The sequence below is a fragment of the Vibrio sp. L5-1 genome (genome assembly GCF_021728315.1).
GTDB lineage: Bacteria > Pseudomonadota > Gammaproteobacteria > Enterobacterales > Vibrionaceae > Vibrio > Vibrio splendidus_K.
This window is the reverse complement of record NZ_JAKKCQ010000004.1, coordinates 256074-277089: the sequence shown is the minus strand read 5'-3', so window position 1 is coordinate 277089 and position 21016 is coordinate 256074. Positions and strand designations below refer to the sequence as shown.

At 45.5% G+C, this 21016-nt stretch carries 12 protein-coding genes; 8 read left to right on the top strand and 4 right to left on the bottom strand.

Annotation, left to right across the window (positions count from 1 at the left end; genetic code table 11):
• Window positions 1-332: 332 nt before the first annotated feature.
• The 7 genes from ebgR (at window position 333) to ygjK (ending at window position 12715) form a co-directional block, all read left to right on the top strand.
• Window positions 333-1316, top strand: coding sequence for a transcriptional regulator EbgR (gene ebgR / locus L3V35_RS17430; RefSeq protein ID WP_237300335.1), 984 nt, complete (start codon window positions 333-335; stop codon window positions 1314-1316).
• A 324-nt stretch (window positions 1317-1640) separates the two neighbouring features.
• Entirely contained in the window at window positions 1641-4757 is a 3117-nt protein-coding gene (ebgA, locus tag L3V35_RS17425; RefSeq protein ID WP_054547555.1) for a beta-galactosidase subunit alpha, read from the top strand.
• 3 nt (window positions 4758-4760) lie between these two features.
• A complete protein-coding gene (locus L3V35_RS17420) occupies window positions 4761-5213 on the top strand; it encodes a beta-galactosidase subunit beta (protein WP_054547554.1) in 453 nt (150 codons plus the stop codon).
• A gap of 165 nt (window positions 5214-5378) precedes the next feature.
• Window positions 5379-6803, top strand: coding sequence for an amino acid permease (locus L3V35_RS17415; protein WP_004734429.1), 1425 nt, complete (start codon window positions 5379-5381; stop codon window positions 6801-6803).
• Window positions 6804-7379: 576 nt separating this feature from the next.
• Window positions 7380-8813 carry an amino acid permease gene (locus L3V35_RS17410; RefSeq protein WP_017080740.1) on the top strand — a complete coding sequence of 478 codons (1434 nt, stop codon included), beginning with the start codon at window positions 7380-7382 and terminating at the stop codon, window positions 8811-8813.
• Window positions 8814-9241: 428 nt separating this feature from the next.
• Window positions 9242-10306 (top strand): protein YgjJ, encoded by a 1065-nt coding sequence (gene ygjJ / locus L3V35_RS17405; protein WP_004734431.1) that lies wholly within the window; start codon window positions 9242-9244, stop codon window positions 10304-10306.
• Between the two features lie 15 nt (window positions 10307-10321).
• Window positions 10322-12715, top strand: coding sequence for an alpha-glucosidase (gene ygjK, locus L3V35_RS17400; protein WP_054547553.1), 2394 nt, complete (start codon window positions 10322-10324; stop codon window positions 12713-12715).
• A 164-nt stretch (window positions 12716-12879) separates the two neighbouring features.
• Here ygjK and L3V35_RS17395 read toward each other — a convergent pair whose 3' ends face one another.
• The 4 genes from L3V35_RS17395 to L3V35_RS17380 all read right to left on the bottom strand — a co-directional run bounded on the left by L3V35_RS17395 (window position 12880) and on the right by L3V35_RS17380 (window position 19372).
• Window positions 12880-16026 carry a beta-galactosidase gene (locus L3V35_RS17395; RefSeq protein ID WP_054547552.1) on the bottom strand — a complete coding sequence of 1049 codons (3147 nt, stop codon included), beginning with the start codon at window positions 16024-16026 and terminating at the stop codon, window positions 12880-12882.
• A gap of 171 nt (window positions 16027-16197) precedes the next feature.
• Window positions 16198-17424, bottom strand: coding sequence for an extracellular solute-binding protein (locus L3V35_RS17390; protein ID WP_054547551.1), 1227 nt, complete (start codon window positions 17422-17424; stop codon window positions 16198-16200).
• Between the two features lie 176 nt (window positions 17425-17600).
• Window positions 17601-18452 (bottom strand): carbohydrate ABC transporter permease, encoded by an 852-nt coding sequence (locus tag L3V35_RS17385; protein WP_004734435.1) that lies wholly within the window; start codon window positions 18450-18452, stop codon window positions 17601-17603.
• The gene (locus L3V35_RS17380) at window positions 18452-19372 is read right to left on the bottom strand and encodes a sugar ABC transporter permease (RefSeq protein ID WP_017080042.1); all 921 of its coding nucleotides are present in this window, start codon (window positions 19370-19372) and stop codon (window positions 18452-18454) included. Before L3V35_RS17380 ends, L3V35_RS17385 begins: the two co-directional genes overlap by 1 nt.
• Before the next feature lie 296 nt (window positions 19373-19668).
• Between L3V35_RS17380 and ugpC the strand changes: the two genes are divergently transcribed.
• Complete coding sequence (ugpC, locus tag L3V35_RS17375) at window positions 19669-20751, top strand: sn-glycerol-3-phosphate ABC transporter ATP-binding protein UgpC (RefSeq protein ID WP_237300334.1); 1083 nt, start codon at window positions 19669-19671, stop codon at window positions 20749-20751.
• The last annotated feature ends 265 nt before the right edge of the window (window positions 20752-21016 follow it).

Sequence of the window (21016 nt, the reverse complement as noted above, 5' to 3'; positions counted from 1 at the left end):
CCGTATGCCAGAAATAGTAGCAGCCATTTTGGCTATAATTCTGTGATCAAAACCACGAAGTGTAAACGTTTACACTAACTCATGTCATTGTTACTGAACGTGACATAGGAAGAACCTATAAATAAATACATCTAATCCATTGAATTTTAATAAGATAATTATAGATAGTTAGATTTGAGACATCATAGAGGAGTTGAACATTTATTTTACTAAAAGTTAATGCAATGACTTCCAGTTTGATTACAATAGGTCTGTAGAATAAAGAGGTGCATTGCTTTTTTACTAAATACCAATTTCAAAGCAGCGCAATGTTCCAATAACAGGAAGTGAGTATGGCAACGTTAAAAGATATCGCGACTGAAGCACATGTTTCATTGGCTACAGTTTCAAGGGTTCTCAATGAAGATCCAACATTAAGCGTCAAGGAAGAGACCAAAAGGCGTATCTTTGAAATTGCAGAGAAGTTGGAATACAAAACCAGCAGCTCACGAAAAGCCGTTAGCAGTAAAAAACAAAATCATCACTTCCTTGCGCTGTATAACTACAAGCAAGAAGCTGAAGTGAATGACCCTTACTATCTATCGATTCGCCACGGGATTGAAACCCAATGTGACAAGATGGAAGTTAAACTAACCAACTGTTATGAAAGTAAAATACACGTAAATTCAGCACCTATCACTGGTGTATTGTTGGTGGGGAGAATGACACCGGAGGTTATCGAACAAGCCAAAAAGCTAAGCGATAATATCTGTTATGTCGATTTCACTGATCACTCTGAACCTTATGACTCTGTCGATATCGACCTGGCTTTGATCAGCAAAGAGATCACCAACTTCTTTATCAACCAAGGCTATCAACGCATTGGTTTTATTGGCGGACAAGATAACGTCAACACTCCTGATATTCGCGAAGTCGCCTTTGCTGAATACGGTAGCCTTAAGAATGTTGTCAGCGAGCAAGACATCTATCGTGGAGACTTCTCTAGCTCTTCAGGTTATAAGCTTGCAAAACAGATGCTAGCGACTGGCGACCACCCTAAAGCCATGTTTATTGCGTCAGATTCCATCGCAATTGGTGTTTTACGAGCCGTTCATGAGCACGGATTAAACATTCCTGAAGATATTGCGCTGATCAGTGTAAATGACATCCCAACAGCTAAATTTACCTTTCCATCTTTATCGACTGTTCGTATTCACTCTGAACTAATGGGAATTCAAGGCGTTAACCTGTTGATTGAGAAAGTACGCGACGGCCGTACTATCCCACTACGTGTCTATGTACCAAGCAAATTAAAGCTGCGTGACACGACAAAATAGTTAAAAATATCAAATAGATAAACTAAGGCTACCTTTGTTGAAGGTGGCCTTTTTTGTGCCCATCACATACGCCTATATACACATACCTGCCTCTTTAGCCTGCTTCATAAAACAGCCAATAGCATTCTTTTAAGTGGATCACACAGCACTGTAAAAAGACCATAAAAAACGTGATGGAGTTAAAGTAAAACGTTTTCACCAATTTCATTTAGTAAAAGTTTTACTAATAATTGCCTCAGTCCAAAAATACTCGTATTCACTACGACCCAATTACGCATAAGAACGTCGGTCAGCAAATTGCATTTAGGCCGAGAGAGAGGCAACGTGAACAACTGGGAAAACTTCCTGAACTTACATGAGAACCGTATGGCACCGCGTGCATATTTCTTCTCATACGCATCAGAAAAGAATGCAAAAACGTTTCAGCGTGAACTTAGCAGCCACTTCCAACTATTGAGTGGCCAATGGAATTTCAGCTATTTCACCAATCCACTATTGGTTCCTGAAGAATTCTACTCTCAAGAAATGAAAGACTGGGGCCACATTACGGTTCCAAACATGTGGCAAATGGAAGGCCACGGCGATCTTCAATACACAGATGAAGGTTTCCCATTCCCAATTGATGTGCCTTTCGTACCATCAGACAACCCAACCGGTGCATACCAACGCTCTTTCTTCCTAGGCGAAAGCTGGGACGAGAAACAAACCATCATCAAATTTGATGGCGTTGAAACTTATTTCGAAGTTTACGTAAACGGCGAGTACGTGGGTTTCAGCAAAGGCAGTCGCCTAACCGCTGAGTTCGATATCTCTAGCCATGTAAAAGCAGGCAACAACCTACTTTCTATTCGCGTAATGCAATGGGCCGACTCAACCTACATTGAAGACCAAGACATGTGGTGGACGGGCGGTATCTTCCGTGATGTTTACCTAGTAGGTAAAGAACAACTGCACGTTCAAGACGTTACCGTTCGCACTGACTTCGACGACGCTTACCAAAGCGCTACCCTGTCGTGCAACGTTGCCCTAGAAAACCTAGCAGCAGCAACAAACGCAACCCTTGAGTACGCATTGCTTGATGGCGGCCAAGTTATCTCGCAAGGCTCAGTTGATAGCTTAGCCGTCCCTAATCATAAGACTGGTGGCAATGTAGATACTCAATTCTCTATTGATGTGGTTAACCCTGTTCAATGGAACGCTGAAAACCCTTACCTATACCAACTATTGCTTACGCTGAAAGACGCTGACGGCAAGGTGCTGGAAGTGATTCCACAACGCGTTGGTTTCCGTGATATTAAAGTTCGCGATGGTCTGTTCTACATCAACAACAAGTACGTGATGCTGCACGGTGTTAACCGTCACGACAACGACCACCTGAAAGGTCGTGCTGTTGGCATGGATCGCGTAGAGAAAGACTTAGTACTGATGAAGCAACACAACATCAACTCAGTACGTACAGCGCACTACCCGAACGACCCACGCTTCTACGAATTGTGTGACATCTACGGCCTATTCGTGATGGGCGAAACCGATGTTGAAACTCACGGCTTTGCTAACGTTGGCGACCTAAGCCGCATCACTAACGATGCCGCATGGGAAGCGGTGTTTGTTGAACGTATCGAACGTCATATCCACGCTCAAAAGAACCACCCTTCTATCATCATGTGGTCACTGGGTAACGAGTCTGGCTACGGCTGCAACATCCGTTCTATGTACGATGCAGCAAAAGCGATTGATGACACCCGTCTAGTTCACTATGAAGAAGACCGTGATGCTGAAGTGGTCGACATCATTTCAACCATGTACTCACGTGCTCAACTAATGAATGCCTTCGGTGAGTTCCCACACGAAAAACCACGCATCATCTGTGAATACGCACACGCAATGGGTAACGGCCCAGGCGGTTTAACTGAATACCAAAACGTGTTCTACAAGCATGACGCGATTCAAGGTCACTATGTTTGGGAATGGTGTGACCACGGCATTCTGGCGCGTGATGAAGCAGGCACAGAGTTCTACAAGTACGGCGGTGACTACGGTGACTATCCGAATAACTACAACTTCTGTATGGATGGTTTGATCTACCCAGACCAAACGCCAGGCCCTGGCTTGAAAGAATATAAACAAGTGATTGCCCCAGTGAAGCTTCGCGATTTCGATGCACAAACGGGCACCTTCACAGTAGACAACAAGCTTTGGTTCTCAAACATCGATGACTACACCATCACTGCGGAAATCCGCGCTGAGGGTAAAACCATTGCGGTACAGCATATCAAGGTTGAAGAGCTGGCTGAGAACTCTAGCCGTGAACTGACGCTTAATTTGCCAGAGCTTGATGAGCGTGAAGTGTTTGTGAACTTTACAGTTCGTAAGGATTCTCGTACTTCATACAGCGAAGCGAACCACGACATTGCGGTTTATCAGTTCCAAGTGAAAGAGAACACTGCACAACTTGACGCCTTCACTAACAATAATGCGACAGCACTGAATGTTGAAGAATCTCGCTTAGCCTACCTAATCAAAGGACACAACTTTGCTCTGAACTTCTCGAAAGTGAACGGCAAACTGACGTCATGGTTAGTGAATGGCGAGGAACTGATTAAGTCTGAGCCTAAGCTGAACTTCTTCAAGCCAATGATTGATAACCATAAGCAAGAGCACGATGGTTACTGGGAGCCTGCACACCTACAGATCATGCAAGAGCACTTCCGCACGCTAAACGTTGAGCAAGTTAACGGCAAGGTAGAGATCACCACCACCAGCATCGTTGCTCCACCAGTATTTGATTTCGGCATGCGTTGTGAGTATCGCTACCAGATCAGTGCTGAAGGTCAACTGAACGTTGAGCTAAGTGGCGAACGTTACGGTGATTACCCTCACGTGATTCCAGTGATTGGTTTCGACATGGGCATTAACGGTGACTTCGACCAAGTTCAATACTACGGCCGCGGTCCTGAAGAGAACTACCAAGACAGCAATCAAGCCAACATGATTGATGTTTACCAATCAACCGTGGCTGACATGTTCGAGAACTACCCGTTCCCACAAAACAACGGCAACCGCCAACACGTTCGTTGGGCTGCGCTTTCAAGCCGCGCGGGTAATGGTATTGCAGTAAAACCACAGCAAGAAATCAACTTCAGCGCATGGTTCTACACCAACCAAAACCTACATCAAGCACAACACACCATTGAGCTAGAGAAGAGCGGTTACATCACGCTAAACCTAGATCACCAAGTGATGGGCTTAGGCTCGAACTCTTGGGGCAGCGAAGTGCTCGACTCTTACCGAGTTTATATGGACGAGTTCAGTTACGGCTTAACTCTGATTCCATTCCAAGCAGGCGATTGCGACGCGCAGCACCTAATCAATCACAACTTTGGCGATGAGTTTTTTACGGCGAATACACCGAAAGCTCAACCACAACAGAACGAGGCATAAGCGATGATCGTTTTAGACAACCTAGAGCAATTTAAAGTCGTTTACCGCGACGGTCGTAAATGGCAACGCTGTGTAGAAGCGATTGAAAACATCGGCAACATCAAAGATGGCGTGATGTATTCCATTGGTGACTCACTGGCTTACATGATTGAAGACGGCGTGGCTCGTAACACAGAAAACTTTACTGGCAACCGTCGTTACTTCGACGTGCATTACTACCTAGAAGGTCGTGAAACCGTCGAGTTCGCAGCCAAGTCAGAGCTAGAGCAAATCCAAGCTTACAGCGATGAGACTGACCGCGAACACCTAATGGGTAACGGCGAGACTTGCGAGTTAGCTGAAGGCCAAGTGGCGATCTTTGATAACAGCAAAGCCTACCGATTCCACGGTGATAACCGAGTTCGTAAAGTGGTACTGAAAGTGACTATCGAAGACGGTTACTTCCTCAATAAGTAAGTAACTGGAGCTAAACAAACGAAAGCAACAACAAGATCTATTCACAGTGTGTACCGAGCCTTGCCGTTCAAGGCTCAGTCACACTGCACAACGCCTTTACGCTTCTTCCCTACAAGGAAGCCTAAAGAAATAACGACTATAATTACGTGACCCTTGGAGGACACTATGTCTGAATCTGTACGCGGTAAGTTAGGTAAATTTGCCTTGCTCTCCATGACATTTGCAGCGGTATTTAACGTTCGCAACATTGTAAATAACAACATCGAATTGGGATTGAGTTCTGCTCCTATCTTTTTGCTCGCCACCCTTATTTACTTCATTCCATTCGTGTTCATTATTGCTGAATTCGTATCAGCAAATAAAAATTCTGAGTCAGGCATGTATGACTGGCTTAAACAACCGCTGGGTTCAAAAGCGGCCTACTTAGGTTCATTCCTCTATTGGTTCGTGAACCTATTCTGGTTTGTATCATTACTGCCCAACGTTATCGCATACGCGTCTTACGCGATGCTTGGCTACGAGTACGCCTTCTCTCCGATAGTGACTTCGGCAATCTCAATAGGTCTGTTTGCAGCAGCGACACACATCTCGACCAAAGGTGCGAGCTGGTTAGGTAAAATTGCAGAGATCGTTGCATACGGTGTATTTGCACTGTTCGCGGTTTACGTTATCGGCGCCATGATGGCACTCGGTGGTAACCATGAACCGGTAGAGCCAATCACGCTTGAAGCTATGACACCAACCATCAACTGGGCAACGTTAGGCATTATGTGTTGGATCTTCCAAGCAGCCGGTGGTGCAGAAACTGCAGCCGCTTACCTAAACGATGTTAAAGGCGGTCATAAGTCTTTCATCAAGGTGATCATCAGCGCGGGTATCGCTATCGGTATCATGTACGCAGTCGGCTCTCTATTAGTGAACGTATTCGTTGCTCGTGATGAACTCACTTATGCTGGCGGCATGGTTGAAATCTTCACTGGTATGGCGAACTACTTCGACATTTCACAATCTCTAACGGGTCGCTTCGTCGGTATCATTCTGTTCGTCGCTATGTTCGGTTCGATGATGATGTGGACAGCAGCGCCAGTAAAAATTCACTTCTCTGAAATCCCTAAAGGTGTTTACGGTGAGAAAACGACTGAGCTTAACGAGCACGGCGTGCCTGTTCGCGCAGCATGGTGGCAATTCGCTTTCGTATTCCTAATGCTAGTGGTTAACGGTTTCGGTTCTGAGTCTGTACAAGACATGATGAACACAGCAATCAACCTAACAGCAGGTACCGCAATGTTACCGCCTATCTTCATCATGGTGGCGTACTTTGTATTCCGCTTGAAACATGACGATACACCACGTGACTTCCGCATGGGTACTCGAGTTCAAGGTATGTCTGTTGTGTCAGTACTTATCGGTATCTTTGTTGTCAGCATGACGGCATCAGCATTCCCAACGGGTGTAGACCTGATGCAAGCGTTCTTCGTCAACGTATTTATGACGGCTGTATTCTCAGCTATCGCTTGGTGGTGGATCTCTCGCTTTGAAAAGAAGCAAGCAGGTAAAGATGCAAAGCTAGAAGCGGCTAAGCAATCGTAATACTTAGCAACATTAGAACTAATTTAAAAAGCGCCTACCGTGGCGCTTTTTTTTGTTTTAAATCAGACAATTAAAAACCAACACCCGAAAATAAAAACGCCATTCCGTCAAGGGCTCACATCACGAAAAACGTTAATTAAATCGTAATAAAACCCGAACAAAAACAAAGGTAAAACATTAACTAAATTTATTCACTCAAGGTCACATATTTGATCAATTTTGATTAACTTCCCGCCGCTTAATCTTTAATCTTCTTGCTGAAGAGACGAACGAGTTCATATTTAAAAACGACAAAAAGCCCCTACAAGCCTTACAAATCGTCGTTCATGAAACAAACAACCTCTTTGATGAACCTCTTAACCTTTAACTCTTTGTTTTGGTAATAACTTTACTGAAAATCAAGAAAGAAAAGCACTAAGAAGTCCGATCGTAAATCTATCAAAACAACAATGAGCCAACCCTGACAAAACAAAGCGGGTGTTTGCCAAACCAACATAACAATAAAAGTGCGGCCTAGAGCCTCCCTCTCTAGGACCAAGTTATAACGATCATCAACGTGATTCACCGGAGAACATCATGTCCGAAAATAAACGCAGTACGATAGGCAAGTTTGCCCTACTGTCTATGACCTTCGCGGCGGTATACAGCTTCAACAACATCATTAACAACAACATCGAGATCGGCCTTTCCTCGGCGCCGATGTTCTTTCTAGCCACCATCTTTTACTTTGTGCCTTTTTGTTTGATCGTCGCAGAGTTTGTGTCACTGAATAAAAACTCTGAAGCGGGCGTTTATTCTTGGGTTAAAAGCTCTCTAGGAGGCCGCTGGGCGTTTATTTCGGCTTATACCTACTGGTTTGTTAACCTGTTCTTCTTCACCTCTCTGCTGCCTAGAATCATCGCTTATGCGTCGTATGCGTTCTTAGGATTTGAGTACATATTCACGCCAATCACCACGGCGATCCTCAGCACCATTTTATTTGCGATTGCTACGCACATTTCAAACAATGGCGCGAAACTACTAGGCCCCATCACCTCACTAACATCGTCGCTTATGTTGTTGCTAACAATGTCTTACATCTTGTTGTCTGGCGGTGCTTTGATCGGTGGTATCGAGCCAGCAGACCCAATCACCATTGAAGCGATGACACCAAGCTTTAACTGGGCATTCCTTGGCGTAATCACTTGGATCTTCATGGCGGCTGGCGGTGCAGAATCGGTAGCGGTTTACGTTAACGACATCAAAGGCGGTCACAAGTCTTTCGTTAAAGTAATCATCATCGCGGGTATCTTCATTGGTGCGCTTTACTCGGTGGGTTCAGTACTAGCAAACGTATTTGTGTCGCGAGAAGAGCTTAAATTTACTGGCGGCTCAGTGCAGGTATTCGAAGGGCTAGCACGACACTTTGGGTTGTCTGAAATCCTAATGAATCGCTTTGTGGGCGTGGTTTCATTCACGGCGATGCTGGGCTCTCTACTGATGTGGACAGCGACACCCGTTAAGATTTTCTTCTCTGAAATCCCTAAAGGTATCTTCGGTGAGAAAACGGTCGCTCTAAACAAACAAGGCGTTCCAGAACGTGCGGCTTGGATTCAGTTCTTGATTGTGATTCCACTGATGTTCATTCCGACACTGGCGTCCGATACAGTACAAGATCTGATGAGTACCATTATCAACATGACGGCTGCAGCATCGATGTTGCCACCACTATTCATCATGATCGCGTACCTTAATTTACGTTTGAAGTTGGATCACTTACCTCGTGATTTCAGAATGGGCTCACGTATGACAGGCATTACCGTGGTCTCTATTCTGATCGGCATTTTCACTGTTGGTTTCTTTGCGTCTACTTTCCCAACAGGTGCTGACATCATGACCATCATCTTCTACAACGTGGGCGGGATTGTTATCTTCCTTGGCTACGCGTGGTGGAAGTACGGCAAATATGAAAAAAGCTTATCTCCAGAAGAGAAAAAACTAGAGGCAAAACCTGAACCGGCGAACGCTTAGTTTTCCCCTATACTATGATTTAAACTTCAGGCACTCTCATTTAAAATTCAGGCACTCGCATTTGGTGAGTGCCTTTTTATTTGTCGGTACATATCCACTAACCATCTCGATTAAATCAAAGCCATTCAAGAATCAAAGCATTCGAACCAGCAATCTAACCACCCACCAAACAATTCACCTCCCGAATACTTACAACCCTAGCCATACCTCTGCAAATTCAACTTAAAGTCAAAATAAAAACAAAGTAAATATTTACTAAAAATAGATCACACTTTTAAACTTAATTAATTTTAAACATCAAAATTATCATTAATATTGGTTTTGCGATCGTAAGTAACCTGACCAATACGCCTTGAAGAGCACCCCATATTAGAAGTCAGAACTGCTTGCGAACCTTCATTTATAACCCCGACACAGAAGTGATTAAAATGAAAAGTAGTTTTACTAAAAACACTCTTATTACAAGCTGTATTCTTGCTGCCTTAAGTACCACTGCCCACGCGGAAGAGTCCGCAGCAAACCACAGTGATACTCAGCCTCCTCAGACAGAAACTGAAACCCTATTTAACTTTTATGGTGAGCTTGGCCTTGGTGGTCACGTGGCACTCGAAGGTGATGATAAAGGCCGCTACGCAGACGGTACTTACATTGAAGCTGGCTTGGCTATCGAGCACGGTAATTGGTTTGGTCTTGCTTATATGGAGGGCTGGACAGTACAAGCCGATGACGAAGGCAATGCTTGGGCAACGGGCCACGGCTGGGGCGGTTTTGAAGGTGGTTTCAACCGCTTTTACGCTGGCTACCGCACAGATAACAAAACAGAATTCATGATTGGTCGTATGGACTCTTCATTAGATGACGTTCAATGGTGGGGTGACCCTACGGTTGAATACGGCTACGCGATCTCAAACACGCGAGACGTGCACCTTGGTGTGAAGATTCAAAACCTAGAAGGCAAGCTTCGCTACAGCGTTTCTTTCGCGCCAGAGTCTGACTTCTCGGAAGACGATGCTCTTGTTCACTTCGGTAAATACGACAGCTTCGCAGACCAATGGAAAGATAAGAACGCCATGGTCAATGGTTACCTTCAATACGATCTGACCGACGACTTAACCCTAATGGGTGGTGGTGAAGTTCGTAACAACGATGGTGGTGAACTATTGCTATTGGGTGCTGAGTACAAAAACTTCGCCACTCGTGTTTGGCACGATACCGATAAAGGCAACCAAGAGTCTTTCGGTAGCGAGTCTGGTATTCAAACCAGTGCATGGTACGAAGCGGCACAAGGCGTTTACCTATCTGCAGCCTACAACTACGCAAACTTTGACGGTGACAATGGCGACAAAGAAATCACCTCTTACATCAATGCCGGCGTTTGGTACGAATACGGAAACGGCGCATTTGCTACTGCGTTCGACAGCCGCTTTGGCGTAGGCAGCGACACTGAAATCGGCGACGCGCAAGTGTTCGCAATGCAATACTTCTACTGGTAATAACAGGAACTCATCATGAAACTGAATAAATCATTCGCAGCTCTCGCTATCGGTGCAGCCCTTGTCGTTACTGGTTGTGCTTCAAACTCAATCTCTGGCTCAAGTTATGACACAGAGCAACTGCAAGCCAACGAATTTAAGAACGTTATCGACCGTACTGGCTCACCTGAATACATGCGTGACTACGACTTCGATGACCACCAACGCTTTAACCCATTCTTCGACCTAGGTGCATGGCACGGTCACCTGCTGCCAGACAGTGCAGAAGGCATGGGCGGATTCCCAGGTACAGCACTGCTTACCGAAGAATACATCAACTTCATGGCTGATAACTTCGACCGCCTAAGCGTGTTCAAAGACGGCAAAAAAGTGGCTTTCACTATGGAAGCTTACAGCCTACCGGGCGCATTGGTTCAGACGCTAAAATCTGACAATGTCACGGTAGAGATGACGATGCGCTTTGCTTCAAACCGTACCTCTCTGCTAGAAACCAAAATCACTACCGACTCACCGGTTGAATTGGTGTGGGATGGTGAACTGCTAGAAAAGACGCACGCCAAAGAAGGCGTGGCACAAACCGACAAAACAATCGCTGAAACTTACCCTGAGTATGACCGTCAAATCGTCGCAACCGACGATGGCCTAAAGGTGACCTTCGGTAAGGTTCGTTCGACATGGGATCTACTGACTTCTGGTGAGTCTGAATACCAAGTTCACAAGTCGATTCCAACGAAAACCACGGTTGATGGTTTAGCGTTTACTTCAACGGCAAACATTGAAGCATCGACGACTATCTACACCACATACTCGCATGTTCTAACGGCAGAAGAAGCGCAAGCGGAACAGCCTGAAATCAAAAAGATCATGGCAAACCCTACCGACTTCTTAGCGGCATCAGCAGAACGTTGGGAAGGCTATCTTGAGATGGGTTTAACCAACCCGAACGCGACACCAGAGCAAGAGCGTGTTGCGGTTAAAGCGATGGAAACCCTAAACGGTAACTGGCGTGGCGCTGCAGGTGCGATGGAGTTTGACTCTGTGACACCATCCGTGACCGCACGTTGGTTCTCGGGCAACCAAACTTGGCCTTGGGACACATGGAAGCAAGCCTACGCAATGGCTCACTTCAACCCAGATGTAGCGAAAGATAACATCCGCGCGATGTTCGCTTACCAAATTCAGGCTGACGATGCCGTTCGTCCTTGGGATGAAGGTTACGTGCCCGATCTACTCGCTTACAACCTAAGTCCAGAACGTGGCGGCGATGGCGGTAACTGGAATGAACGTAATACCAAACCAAGCCTAGCAGCATGGGCAGTAATGGAAGTCTATAAGACCACCAGCGATGAAGCTTGGCTCGAAGAGATGTATCCAAAGCTAGTGGCATACCACGATTGGTGGCTGCGCAACCGTGACAACAACGGCAACGGCGTACCTGAATACGGCGCAGCACGCGATAAAGCACACAACACGCCTGAAGGTGAAATGTACTTCACCGTGGTTCGTGGCGATAAGCACGAGACAGTTATAGGCCAAGCTGCACTGGATAAAGTGATTGCTGAAGGTAACTACGATTACATCGAAAGCCCAGCACAAACTGCCGCGTCTTGGGAGTCGGGTCGTGATGATGCAGCCGCATTTGGTTTCATCGATAAAGACCAGCTAGACGCGTATGTAGCGAATGGCGGCAAGCGCAGTGATTGGGATGTTGAGTTCGCTCAAAACCGCGCTGAAGATGGCACGCTACTTGGCTACTCACTACTGCAAGAATCTGTCGATCAAGCAAGCTATATGTACAGCGATAACAAGTACCTAGCAGAAATGGCTGACATTCTTGGTAAAGACGCAGAAGCGAAAAAGTTCCGTGAAAAAGCTGAGCATCTATCGAACTACATCAACACCTGTATGTTCGATGAAGGCACTAACTTCTTCTACGACATTCGCATTGAGGACAAACCACTCGCGAATGGCTGTGCAGGTAAACCGATTGTAGAGCGTGGTAAAGGCCCTGAAGGTTGGTCACCATTGTTCAATGCTGCTGCCACTCAAGCTAACGCTGATGCAGTTGTCTCTGTAATGAAAGATACAGAAGAGTTCAATACCTACGTTCCACTAGGCACAGCAGCGCTTTCTAGCCCTGCATTTGGCCCAGACATTTACTGGCGTGGACGTGTATGGGTAGATCAATTCTACTTCGGCCTAAAAGGCATGGACAGCTACGGCTACCGTGACGATGCGATTGAAATGGCAGGTGCGTTCTTTGACCACGCCGATGGATTAGTTCAAGACGGTCCAATCCGTGAAAACTACAACCCACTAACCGGCGAACAACAAGGCGCACCAAACTTCTCTTGGAGTGCGGCTCACTTGTACATGCTTTACAACGATTTCTTTACTGACGCAGAGTAAATCGAACCTTTTTACCTGTCCTCTGAGATTCATTAATACACCGGTTCAATAAGATACTGCGAATTAACAAATTTCAGGCTTTGGCACTCAGCGTTATGTTGAGTGCCTTTTTTATATCTGAAGCCAAATAATCGAACAAACAAGCATTTAAACTATTTGGCCTACTATGACCCTTTTACTCCATTCGCTGTACTTTGACCGTTCTCATCACAATAGAAGCGCACCTGATAATGGTAATGCTCTTTCAATAATTTGTATTCATCATGAACACTTGGTGTCCATGAGTCGTCACCGCCAACCCCCATATGGAAGCCATCCACATAAACAAACAGCTGTTCTTGTTCGGTTAAGTCACAAGTATGTTTTGCCTTCTGTAGCTGCTGTAACCCAAAACGACTGACTGAGAAATGGAAGTCTCCTTGCAGTTCAAATTTACTAACCTTTGCCTCACGAACATCGCAACGCAAGCCGCAATCAGAAGGGAAAATATACGGGGTATGCATTTGCTCAATGTTCTGCTGATATCGCCCCATATGGGCTGACATTTTTCGATCTGGATAGTTTTCGTGTGGCCCACGACCAAACCATTCCACCCCGTCAGGCACATGGTTCAAAGCAAACTCAAAGCCGACTCGAGGCAGAGATGGCAAACCTGTCGCCGCTTGTACATCCACATCTAACTTAACCTCACCATCGGTAAATAATTGGTACCGCCAAGTCGACAACAAACGAACCTGCCCTTCCACTGTGTGAGCAATGATTGCCGTCACCGACACCCCGTTTTTCTGAGTGATGGATGAAAATTCGATACATTCTGGAGTGAGCCTATCCAACCTCATCGCCTGCCAGCGTGCTATCCATGAATTAGGGTCGACGCGGTTTGCTTCACTGACACCGATATCGTTGTCCAATGGTGCACGATAAAAGTTATCTCGAAGACCACTCGCAAGCTGTTCCACCCCTTTGATTTTCCAGCTCTCTAATGTCCCAGATAACCTGTCGAACTCAACTTGATAAGCATCGCCACTCACCGTCAGCAGCGCGTCGGTTTCAGTCACTTTCGGTGGAAATTGAGAGAGGTTGGCATCCAACATCAATTGCGGCTGAGTGGGTAAGGTAAGCTGTTCAATCGCCGTCACATGGCCTTTATTCGCCCACGCAGTATTGGCATTTAATACCACTTCTAGGTTAAGGCAATTAAGCGCATTGGCCGTATGAGGAATAGTCACACCATTGAGTTCTATCTGAACACTCTCACCCGCACCAACCATCAATTCGATACAACCATCGCTCGTCACCACACCATTCTGGGTAACCGTCCAATTCAACGTTTCAATCCTACTGGTCACAAATAGGTGTTCGCTGTGTACCTCAATCACCAGTGGTGATGCAGAAACCAGATTGAACTGATAAAACTGTTGCGCCTTTTTCACTTCATGCAACGTTGGATGTACCGTTCTGTCTGGGAATACCAAACCATTAATGCAGAACTGGCGATCATTAATCTCGTCGTCGAAATCACCACCGTATCCCCAATACGGCTTGCCGCTCGAATCGGTTTTTGTGATCCCTTGATCGACCCAATCCCAGATAAATCCGCCCTGTAATCTTGGGTTGTCTCTAAACGCTTGCCAATATTTATCAAAGCTACCCAGACTGTTCCCCATTGCATGGGCGTACTCACAGAGAATCAGAGGACGTTGCTCGTTTGGCAGAGCGATCGCTTTGCGAATACCCACGCGAGGTGTCACTTCAGGTTGACTCTCAACAACAGGTAAATCCCAATCAACACGCGCATACATTGGGCACAAGATATCGGTCGCTGCTGTATCTGCCCCGCCACCTTCATACTGAACCGGGCGTGTTGGATCAGTTTGTTTCACCCATTGATACATCGCATGGTGATTACGACCAATCCCCGACTCATTACCCAACGACCAAATGATCACGCTGGCGTGGTTTTTATCGCGCTCCACTAGCCTTGTCATTCGTCTCATGTACGCATTCAACCACGACGAATCATTAGACAGTCGACACATCGGAAACTGACCATGGGTTTCCACATTCGCTTCATCAACCAGATACAGGCCATACTCATCACACAATTCATACCACAATGGGTGATTCGGATAATGAGCGGTTCTCACGGCATTGAAGTTGTTTTGTTTAAGTAGTTTGATGTCTTGAATCATCCCTTCACGAGTCATGGTGTGACCCAATTCAGGGTGATGTTCATGGCGATTCACACCACGAATCAGCAACGGCTTACCGTTAACTTTGAGTAAACTATCGGTAATTTCAATACATCGAAATCCGACATCGTAAGCCTCACAATCGACAAGCTCATCATGTTCATTGAGCAATGACACCACACAGCGATATAAGTAGGGTGACTCGGCACTCCACTTGTTCGGGTTCACCACTGAAATGCGGTGTTCAGCGACTTCAGACCAAGGCCCTTTCTCATCCACAACTCGCTCACCAAAGCCCACAATTTGAGGTTCACAAACCAACAGTCCTTGAGCATCATAAAGTTCAGCTCTCAGCTTATCGCAGCCTTCTACATCATTGCTGTGCTTGGTTATTTGCGTAGAAATATTTAAAACCGCATCGCGATAGCAAGCATCTAGCTGCGTCTCAATACCTACATCCTCGATTGCGACCTTGGGCTTTCTCAATAAAGTCACATCACGAAAGATGCCACTGAGCCACCACATATCTTGGTCTTCAAGATAGGAACCATCAGACCAACGCAGCACCATGACTGCGAGCGTGTTCTCGCCTGCTTGTAAGTATTCAGACACGTCAAATTCAGCCGGTAATCGACTGTCTTGCGAATAGCCAACCCACTTACCGTTACACCACAGATGGAACGCTGAGTTAACGCCATCAAAGGTGAGCCTATGGGTATCTAATAGCTCCGGTTCCGTACAGTTAAAATGCGTTCGGTAGAGCCCTGTCGGATTATCGCTAGGGACGAAGGGAGGGTTATCAGCGAAAGGATACTTCACATTGGTATAGATCGGTTTATCAAAGCCTTGCATCTGCCAGTTGCTTGGCACTGTGATCGACTTCCATGAGGAATCATCAAAATGTTCAGAGACAAACTCTTCGCAGACCAACTCAGGCGAACCGAACAGCTGAAACTTCCAAACCCCATTAAGAGACAAGGTGCGTGACGAGTTCTTCCCCACAGCCTCAGCCAACGAGGTGTAACCATTCAAAGGAGCATGAGCCTCAACAACGTTATGATGAGTGATGTGTTGGTTTTCCCATTCGCGGGCAGAGATGGTTTGAGAGAAAGTTCTCATTGAGTGTTCCTTACGATAAACCGAATATAGTGAATCATTGCAAGTAGTACTAGGCAGGTTGTATTGGGTGCCTCTTGTGCTCAAAACGACGAACACTAATCAAATAACACTGGCAATGACAAACTGAAAAGGAAAAGAGCCGCAGCAAGAGTCGCTGCGGCAGATAACGTATTACTTAAAGGTACGCTTGCTCACCTTATCGAGTTTCTTTAAGATTTTTTCGATTCGATCAGGGTGAACCATAAACTCTTGGAAACCTTTCATGCCCTCTTTGGCCATCGCAGGATCGGTATCACGGTCATAGAACTGAGCCGTACCATCGGTAGAAGCGAGCATTGCTACACCTTTATCTAAGAACGGATCAGACTTGGCTTTGGCTTTATTGTTGGTCGGAATTTGTAACAGCATCTCATTGATCAGCTGTTGGTTTTCAGCACGAGCAACAAACTCTAAGAACTTACGAGCATCTTCCTTATTTTTTGCTTTAGAAGGAATGTGTAACGTATCCATAGGCGCATCTTCAGACATAGGAACACTTGGATCGATGACAGGGAATTGGAAGAAATCCATCTTGCCATCTAATTCAGTCGGGAAGTTAGGCGTAATGAAGTTCCCCATGAGGTACATCGCCGCTTTACCGTTGTACAAGAAAGGTTGAGCTTCTTGCCAAGAATAAGAGGCGTGATTTTCTAGATAGTAACCAGGCTCAACAAGCTCAGCCCAGTTAGCGAACGTTTTCTTCACACGTTCGTCAGAATAAGGCACCTTGCCTTCCATCAACTGAATGTGGAAATCCAAGCCGTTGGTACGCATGTTGATGTAATCAAACCAACCTGCAGCAGTCCACAAGTACTTAGTACCAATCGCAAACGGCGCCACACCATTTTCTTTCAGCGTTGCCGATGCTGATTTCAGATCATCCCATGTTTTAGGTTCAGCAATTCCATACTGTTCAAAGATGTCTTTGCGGTAGTAGATGCCCCATTGGTAATACGTGTATGGCACACCAAATTGCTTGCCATTCACCGTCATTGCAGGTGCGGCTGAAGCAAAATCTTGCTTCATGTTGTTGTCAGTCCAAATATCACTCACATCTTCAAACAGGCCGCGGTCAACAAAGGCTTTCATTCGGTTACCCGCGTACCAAAAAACCACGTCCGGCGGCGAAGTGACCAACCAATTACGAATCGTTGTTTTGTACGACTCGTGATCGTACAAATTGTACTTAACCGTAATATCTGGGTTTTCTTTTTCAAAGCGGTTAATGATCTCACCCCACGCCTCTTTTGGCGCTGGATCAGAAGCATCTGAGTTGATGACTAAGGTGCCTGCAAACGATGTTGCAGACATGGAGGCAGCGAGCACTGCAGAGGCAGCGATATGTTTCACGTATTTCATATTGAGGTCCTTGTTATGGAGCTAAGCTCTCTAAGTCCAATTCTTATTGTTTTCTCTCGTAGGGTTGTTCGTGTTTTAGTTTCTCTTCAATGATTCATCCATTCGGGATGTCGGTAGCAATAACGACTAAAGCCTTCGCTATTGCTAGATTCGTGTATCGATTCTTATCTCGTTATTTACCCTTTGGTCGCACCTAATGTCAGACCTGCGATAAAGTGCTTTTGCATGGTGAAAAACAGCACAACCGGTGGGATAGCCGCGACTACAGCACCCGCCGACATAAACTGCCAAGACGCCAGCCATTGGCCTTGTAGTGAGCTCAAACCCGCAGTTACAGGACGAACGTCATCACTCTGAACCAGTACTAGTGCCCAGAAGAAATCGTTCCAAATAAAGGTAAACACCAATACAGCTAACGCCGCTAAAGCAGGGCGAACCAAAGGCAGCACCACATGCCAGAATATTTTCCATTCACTCACCCCTTCGACACGTGCCGCTTCAATTAACGCATCGGGAATGCCAACAATAAAGTTACGCATGAACAGGGTACAAAAGCCGGCTTGAAAAGCGATATGAAAGAAAATCAGCGCCCAATGGGTATCGTAAAGGCCAAGTCCAATGGTTAAATCACGCACTGGAATCATCAAAATTTGGAACGGAACAAAGTTGCCCGCGATAAACATCGCAAAGATCCAAACGTTGGCTTTGAAGTTGTATTTCGCCAAGGCATACCCAGCCAGAGTCGAGAGTGCGACAGCCCCTGCGACCGCTGGCAGTGTGATGATCAAGCTATTGATTAGGTACTGCCCCATTGAGGTCGAGGTAAAAACTTGGGTGTAGTTCTCAATGAACTGAATCTCGCTCGGCCAGCCCCAGTAATTACCTTTGTTGATGTCATCCATCGACCGAATCGACGTCATCATCACGGCGATTAGCGGTAATAACCACATCACGATCGAGATAGGTAACGCGACTCGGTAGCTGATATTAGTAAAGCGACCGGCTTTTTGAATTGGTTGCGGAAACATTATTTTTCACTCCTTAACATGCGCCACAAGAAGTAAGCGATATAGATATCCATAATCAGAAACAGCACCACAGAAACCGCTGCACCGTAACCCATTCGATAGTTAAAGATAGACTCTTCATACATTTGATACGCCAGTACCGTCGAGCTGCCCCAAGGTCCACCCGCCGTCATGGTTGCCACTAAATCGAAAGAACGGAGGGCACCAATCACGGTCACGACTACGGCGATAAAAGTCGCCGGTCTTAGTTGAGGAAGAACTACATACCAGAGCATGCGCCACTTCTTTGCACCATCCAGTCGCGCCGCTTCTAATTGCTCTGGGTCGAGGTTGTTCAACCCCGTGAGATACAAGATCATGCAGTAAGAAATTTGTGGCCACAGACCAGCAGCGATGATTCCATAGGTGACGTAGTCTTCATCAGCAAGTATTGAAACGGGCTCAAAACCGAACGTACCCAATACCATATTGAAAAGACCAAATGACGGGTCATAAAACCAAGAAAATACGAGGCCGACCACCACTTGAGAAATAACAAAGGGGAAAAAGAATAAGGATTTTACGACACGAATGCCTTTCACTTGTTGGTTTAAGAAAAGGGCAATCGCTAAGCCACACGGTGGCGCGAGCATAAAGAAGATCAACCAAAGGAAGTTATTCGTTAACGAAGTATAAAAAGCATCTGAGTCAAATAGCTCACGATAGTTCTCAAGCCCCACCCACTCTTTTTCACCTAGCCCGTCCCACTCAAAGAAGCTCAGCCAGATACTGTCCAAGATGGGGTAGATAACATAGAGAGAGAAGATAGCGATGGCTGGCGCCAAGAACAGCCAAGGCGACACCTTAGAACTAATGCGCCTTTTCTTTTTCGCCGATGGGATGCGATTTTCTGGGTATATCGTTTTCACAGATTGCTCCATTTCCCGAAATTCCTTGTATTAAAAGCTTCATTTACTATTTGATTAATTTCCACCTAGATTTCTAAATTCAATCTAGCAACTCAGCATTTATGGTAATTACGTTCAAATATTAGGCTTATTGATAATATTACGCACAGTTATGTTTTATTTTTGTAAACGTTTCCACAAAAATCAGTATAGATCGCCAAATTTATATGACCACGATCAATAAATCATGCGAGGCACCTAACAAATTTCTGATGAAAGCGTATGTTTTAAAGGCAAAGAGATGCAGTCCAACGAAGCAAGGAGAGAGCATGGCTGATATCAGCTTAAAACAGGTCATCAAACGATATGGTGATGTTCAAACGATCCATGGTGTTGATCTAGAAATAAGTAACGGCGAATTCGTAGTATTCGTTGGACCGTCTGGTTGCGGTAAATCAACTCTCTTACGCTTAGTTGCTGGCTTGGAAGAGATTACTGAAGGTGAGATCCATATTGGCGATGATCTGGTTAACGATGTCGATCCTGCCGAGCGTGGTGTCGCGATGGTATTCCAGTCCTACGCCCTTTATCCGCATATGACGGTTGAAGAAAACATGGGCTTTGGCCTGAAAATGAACGGTGTTGCTAAAGAAGTCGTCGAGAAACAAGTCACCAGTGCAGCGAAAACGCTTCAACTAGACCCTTTGTTGAAACGTAAACCTAAAGAACTTTCGGGAGGACAACGTCAGCGTGTTGCTATCGGTCGAGCAATTGTTCGTAACCCAAGAGTGTTCTTATTCGACGAACCTTTATCAAACTTAGATGCTGAACTTCGTGTCGATATGCGCTTACAAATCGCCAAATTGCATCAAGATCTGCAAAATACCATGATTTATGTCACGCACGATCAGGTCGAAGCAATGACGCTTGCTGACAAGATCGTAGTACTGAGAGATGGTCGAGTAGAACAAGTCGGTTCGCCATTAGAGCTGTATCACTCTCCTCAAAATGAATTTGTAGCCGGCTTTATCGGTTCTCCGAAAATGAACTTCCTACCTTGTTTGGTTAATAGCACCTCAGACACTCACGCCCAACTGACCGTCAATGGACTTAATAAAATGACTCTGCCATTGCCAAGTGATGGCCTTGCCGAAGGACAAAAATTGACTCTTGGTATTCGACCAGAACATTTGGAGATCAATGGCGAGTCAGATATCACGATTGAGTTCCAGAGCGAAGTGGTAGAACGATTGGGCAATAGTACCTATATGTTTGGCCAATCATGTGGTGTTGATAGCTTCAAGGTTCATCTACCCGGGGATCAAGAAGTCGCACGCTATCAGTCTCTCAATTTAAATTTCGCATCAAAAGATTGCCATCTGTTTGATGCTGAAGGTCAGCGTATTAACTAAACTTTAAAAACGGTAGAGCTAGCTCGATGTCGCTAGCTTTACCGCTTCATTTCAAACTCATTTCTTGTGCCACTTTTAAGTAGTTAAACGCTTCCACTTTCTTCCTCTTTACCTTATGAAACATCTCTCAAAAGTTTCATAACTCACACCTAAATGTTGGCCTCTGAAGGCTTATTCGAACTTTATTTACCCTTAATAGCTATCCGGACATTAATTTGATAGTCGTTTACTCAATAATGGCTAAACTATAGTGTCGCCTACCCCT

Excerpts from the sequence above, each read along its gene's own strand:
- ebgR (WP_237300335.1), top strand. The coding sequence starts at position 333 with ATGGCAACGTTAAAAGATATCGCGACTGAAGCACATGTTTCATTGGCT.
- L3V35_RS17420 (WP_054547554.1), top strand. The coding sequence starts at position 4,761 with ATGATCGTTTTAGACAACCTAGAGCAATTTAAAGTCGTTTACCGCGAC.
- L3V35_RS17415 (WP_004734429.1), top strand. The coding sequence starts at position 5,379 with ATGTCTGAATCTGTACGCGGTAAGTTAGGTAAATTTGCCTTGCTCTCC.
- L3V35_RS17410 (WP_017080740.1), top strand. The coding sequence starts at position 7,380 with ATGTCCGAAAATAAACGCAGTACGATAGGCAAGTTTGCCCTACTGTCT.
- ygjJ (WP_004734431.1), top strand. The coding sequence starts at position 9,242 with ATGAAAAGTAGTTTTACTAAAAACACTCTTATTACAAGCTGTATTCTT.
- ygjK (WP_054547553.1), top strand. The coding sequence starts at position 10,322 with ATGAAACTGAATAAATCATTCGCAGCTCTCGCTATCGGTGCAGCCCTT.
- L3V35_RS17395 (WP_054547552.1), bottom strand. The coding sequence starts at position 16,026 with ATGAGAACTTTCTCTCAAACCATCTCTGCCCGCGAATGGGAAAACCAA.
- L3V35_RS17390 (WP_054547551.1), bottom strand. The coding sequence starts at position 17,424 with ATGAAATACGTGAAACATATCGCTGCCTCTGCAGTGCTCGCTGCCTCC.
- L3V35_RS17385 (WP_004734435.1), bottom strand. The coding sequence starts at position 18,452 with ATGTTTCCGCAACCAATTCAAAAAGCCGGTCGCTTTACTAATATCAGC.
- L3V35_RS17380 (WP_017080042.1), bottom strand. The coding sequence starts at position 19,372 with ATGGAGCAATCTGTGAAAACGATATACCCAGAAAATCGCATCCCATCG.
- ugpC (WP_237300334.1), top strand. The coding sequence starts at position 19,669 with ATGGCTGATATCAGCTTAAAACAGGTCATCAAACGATATGGTGATGTT.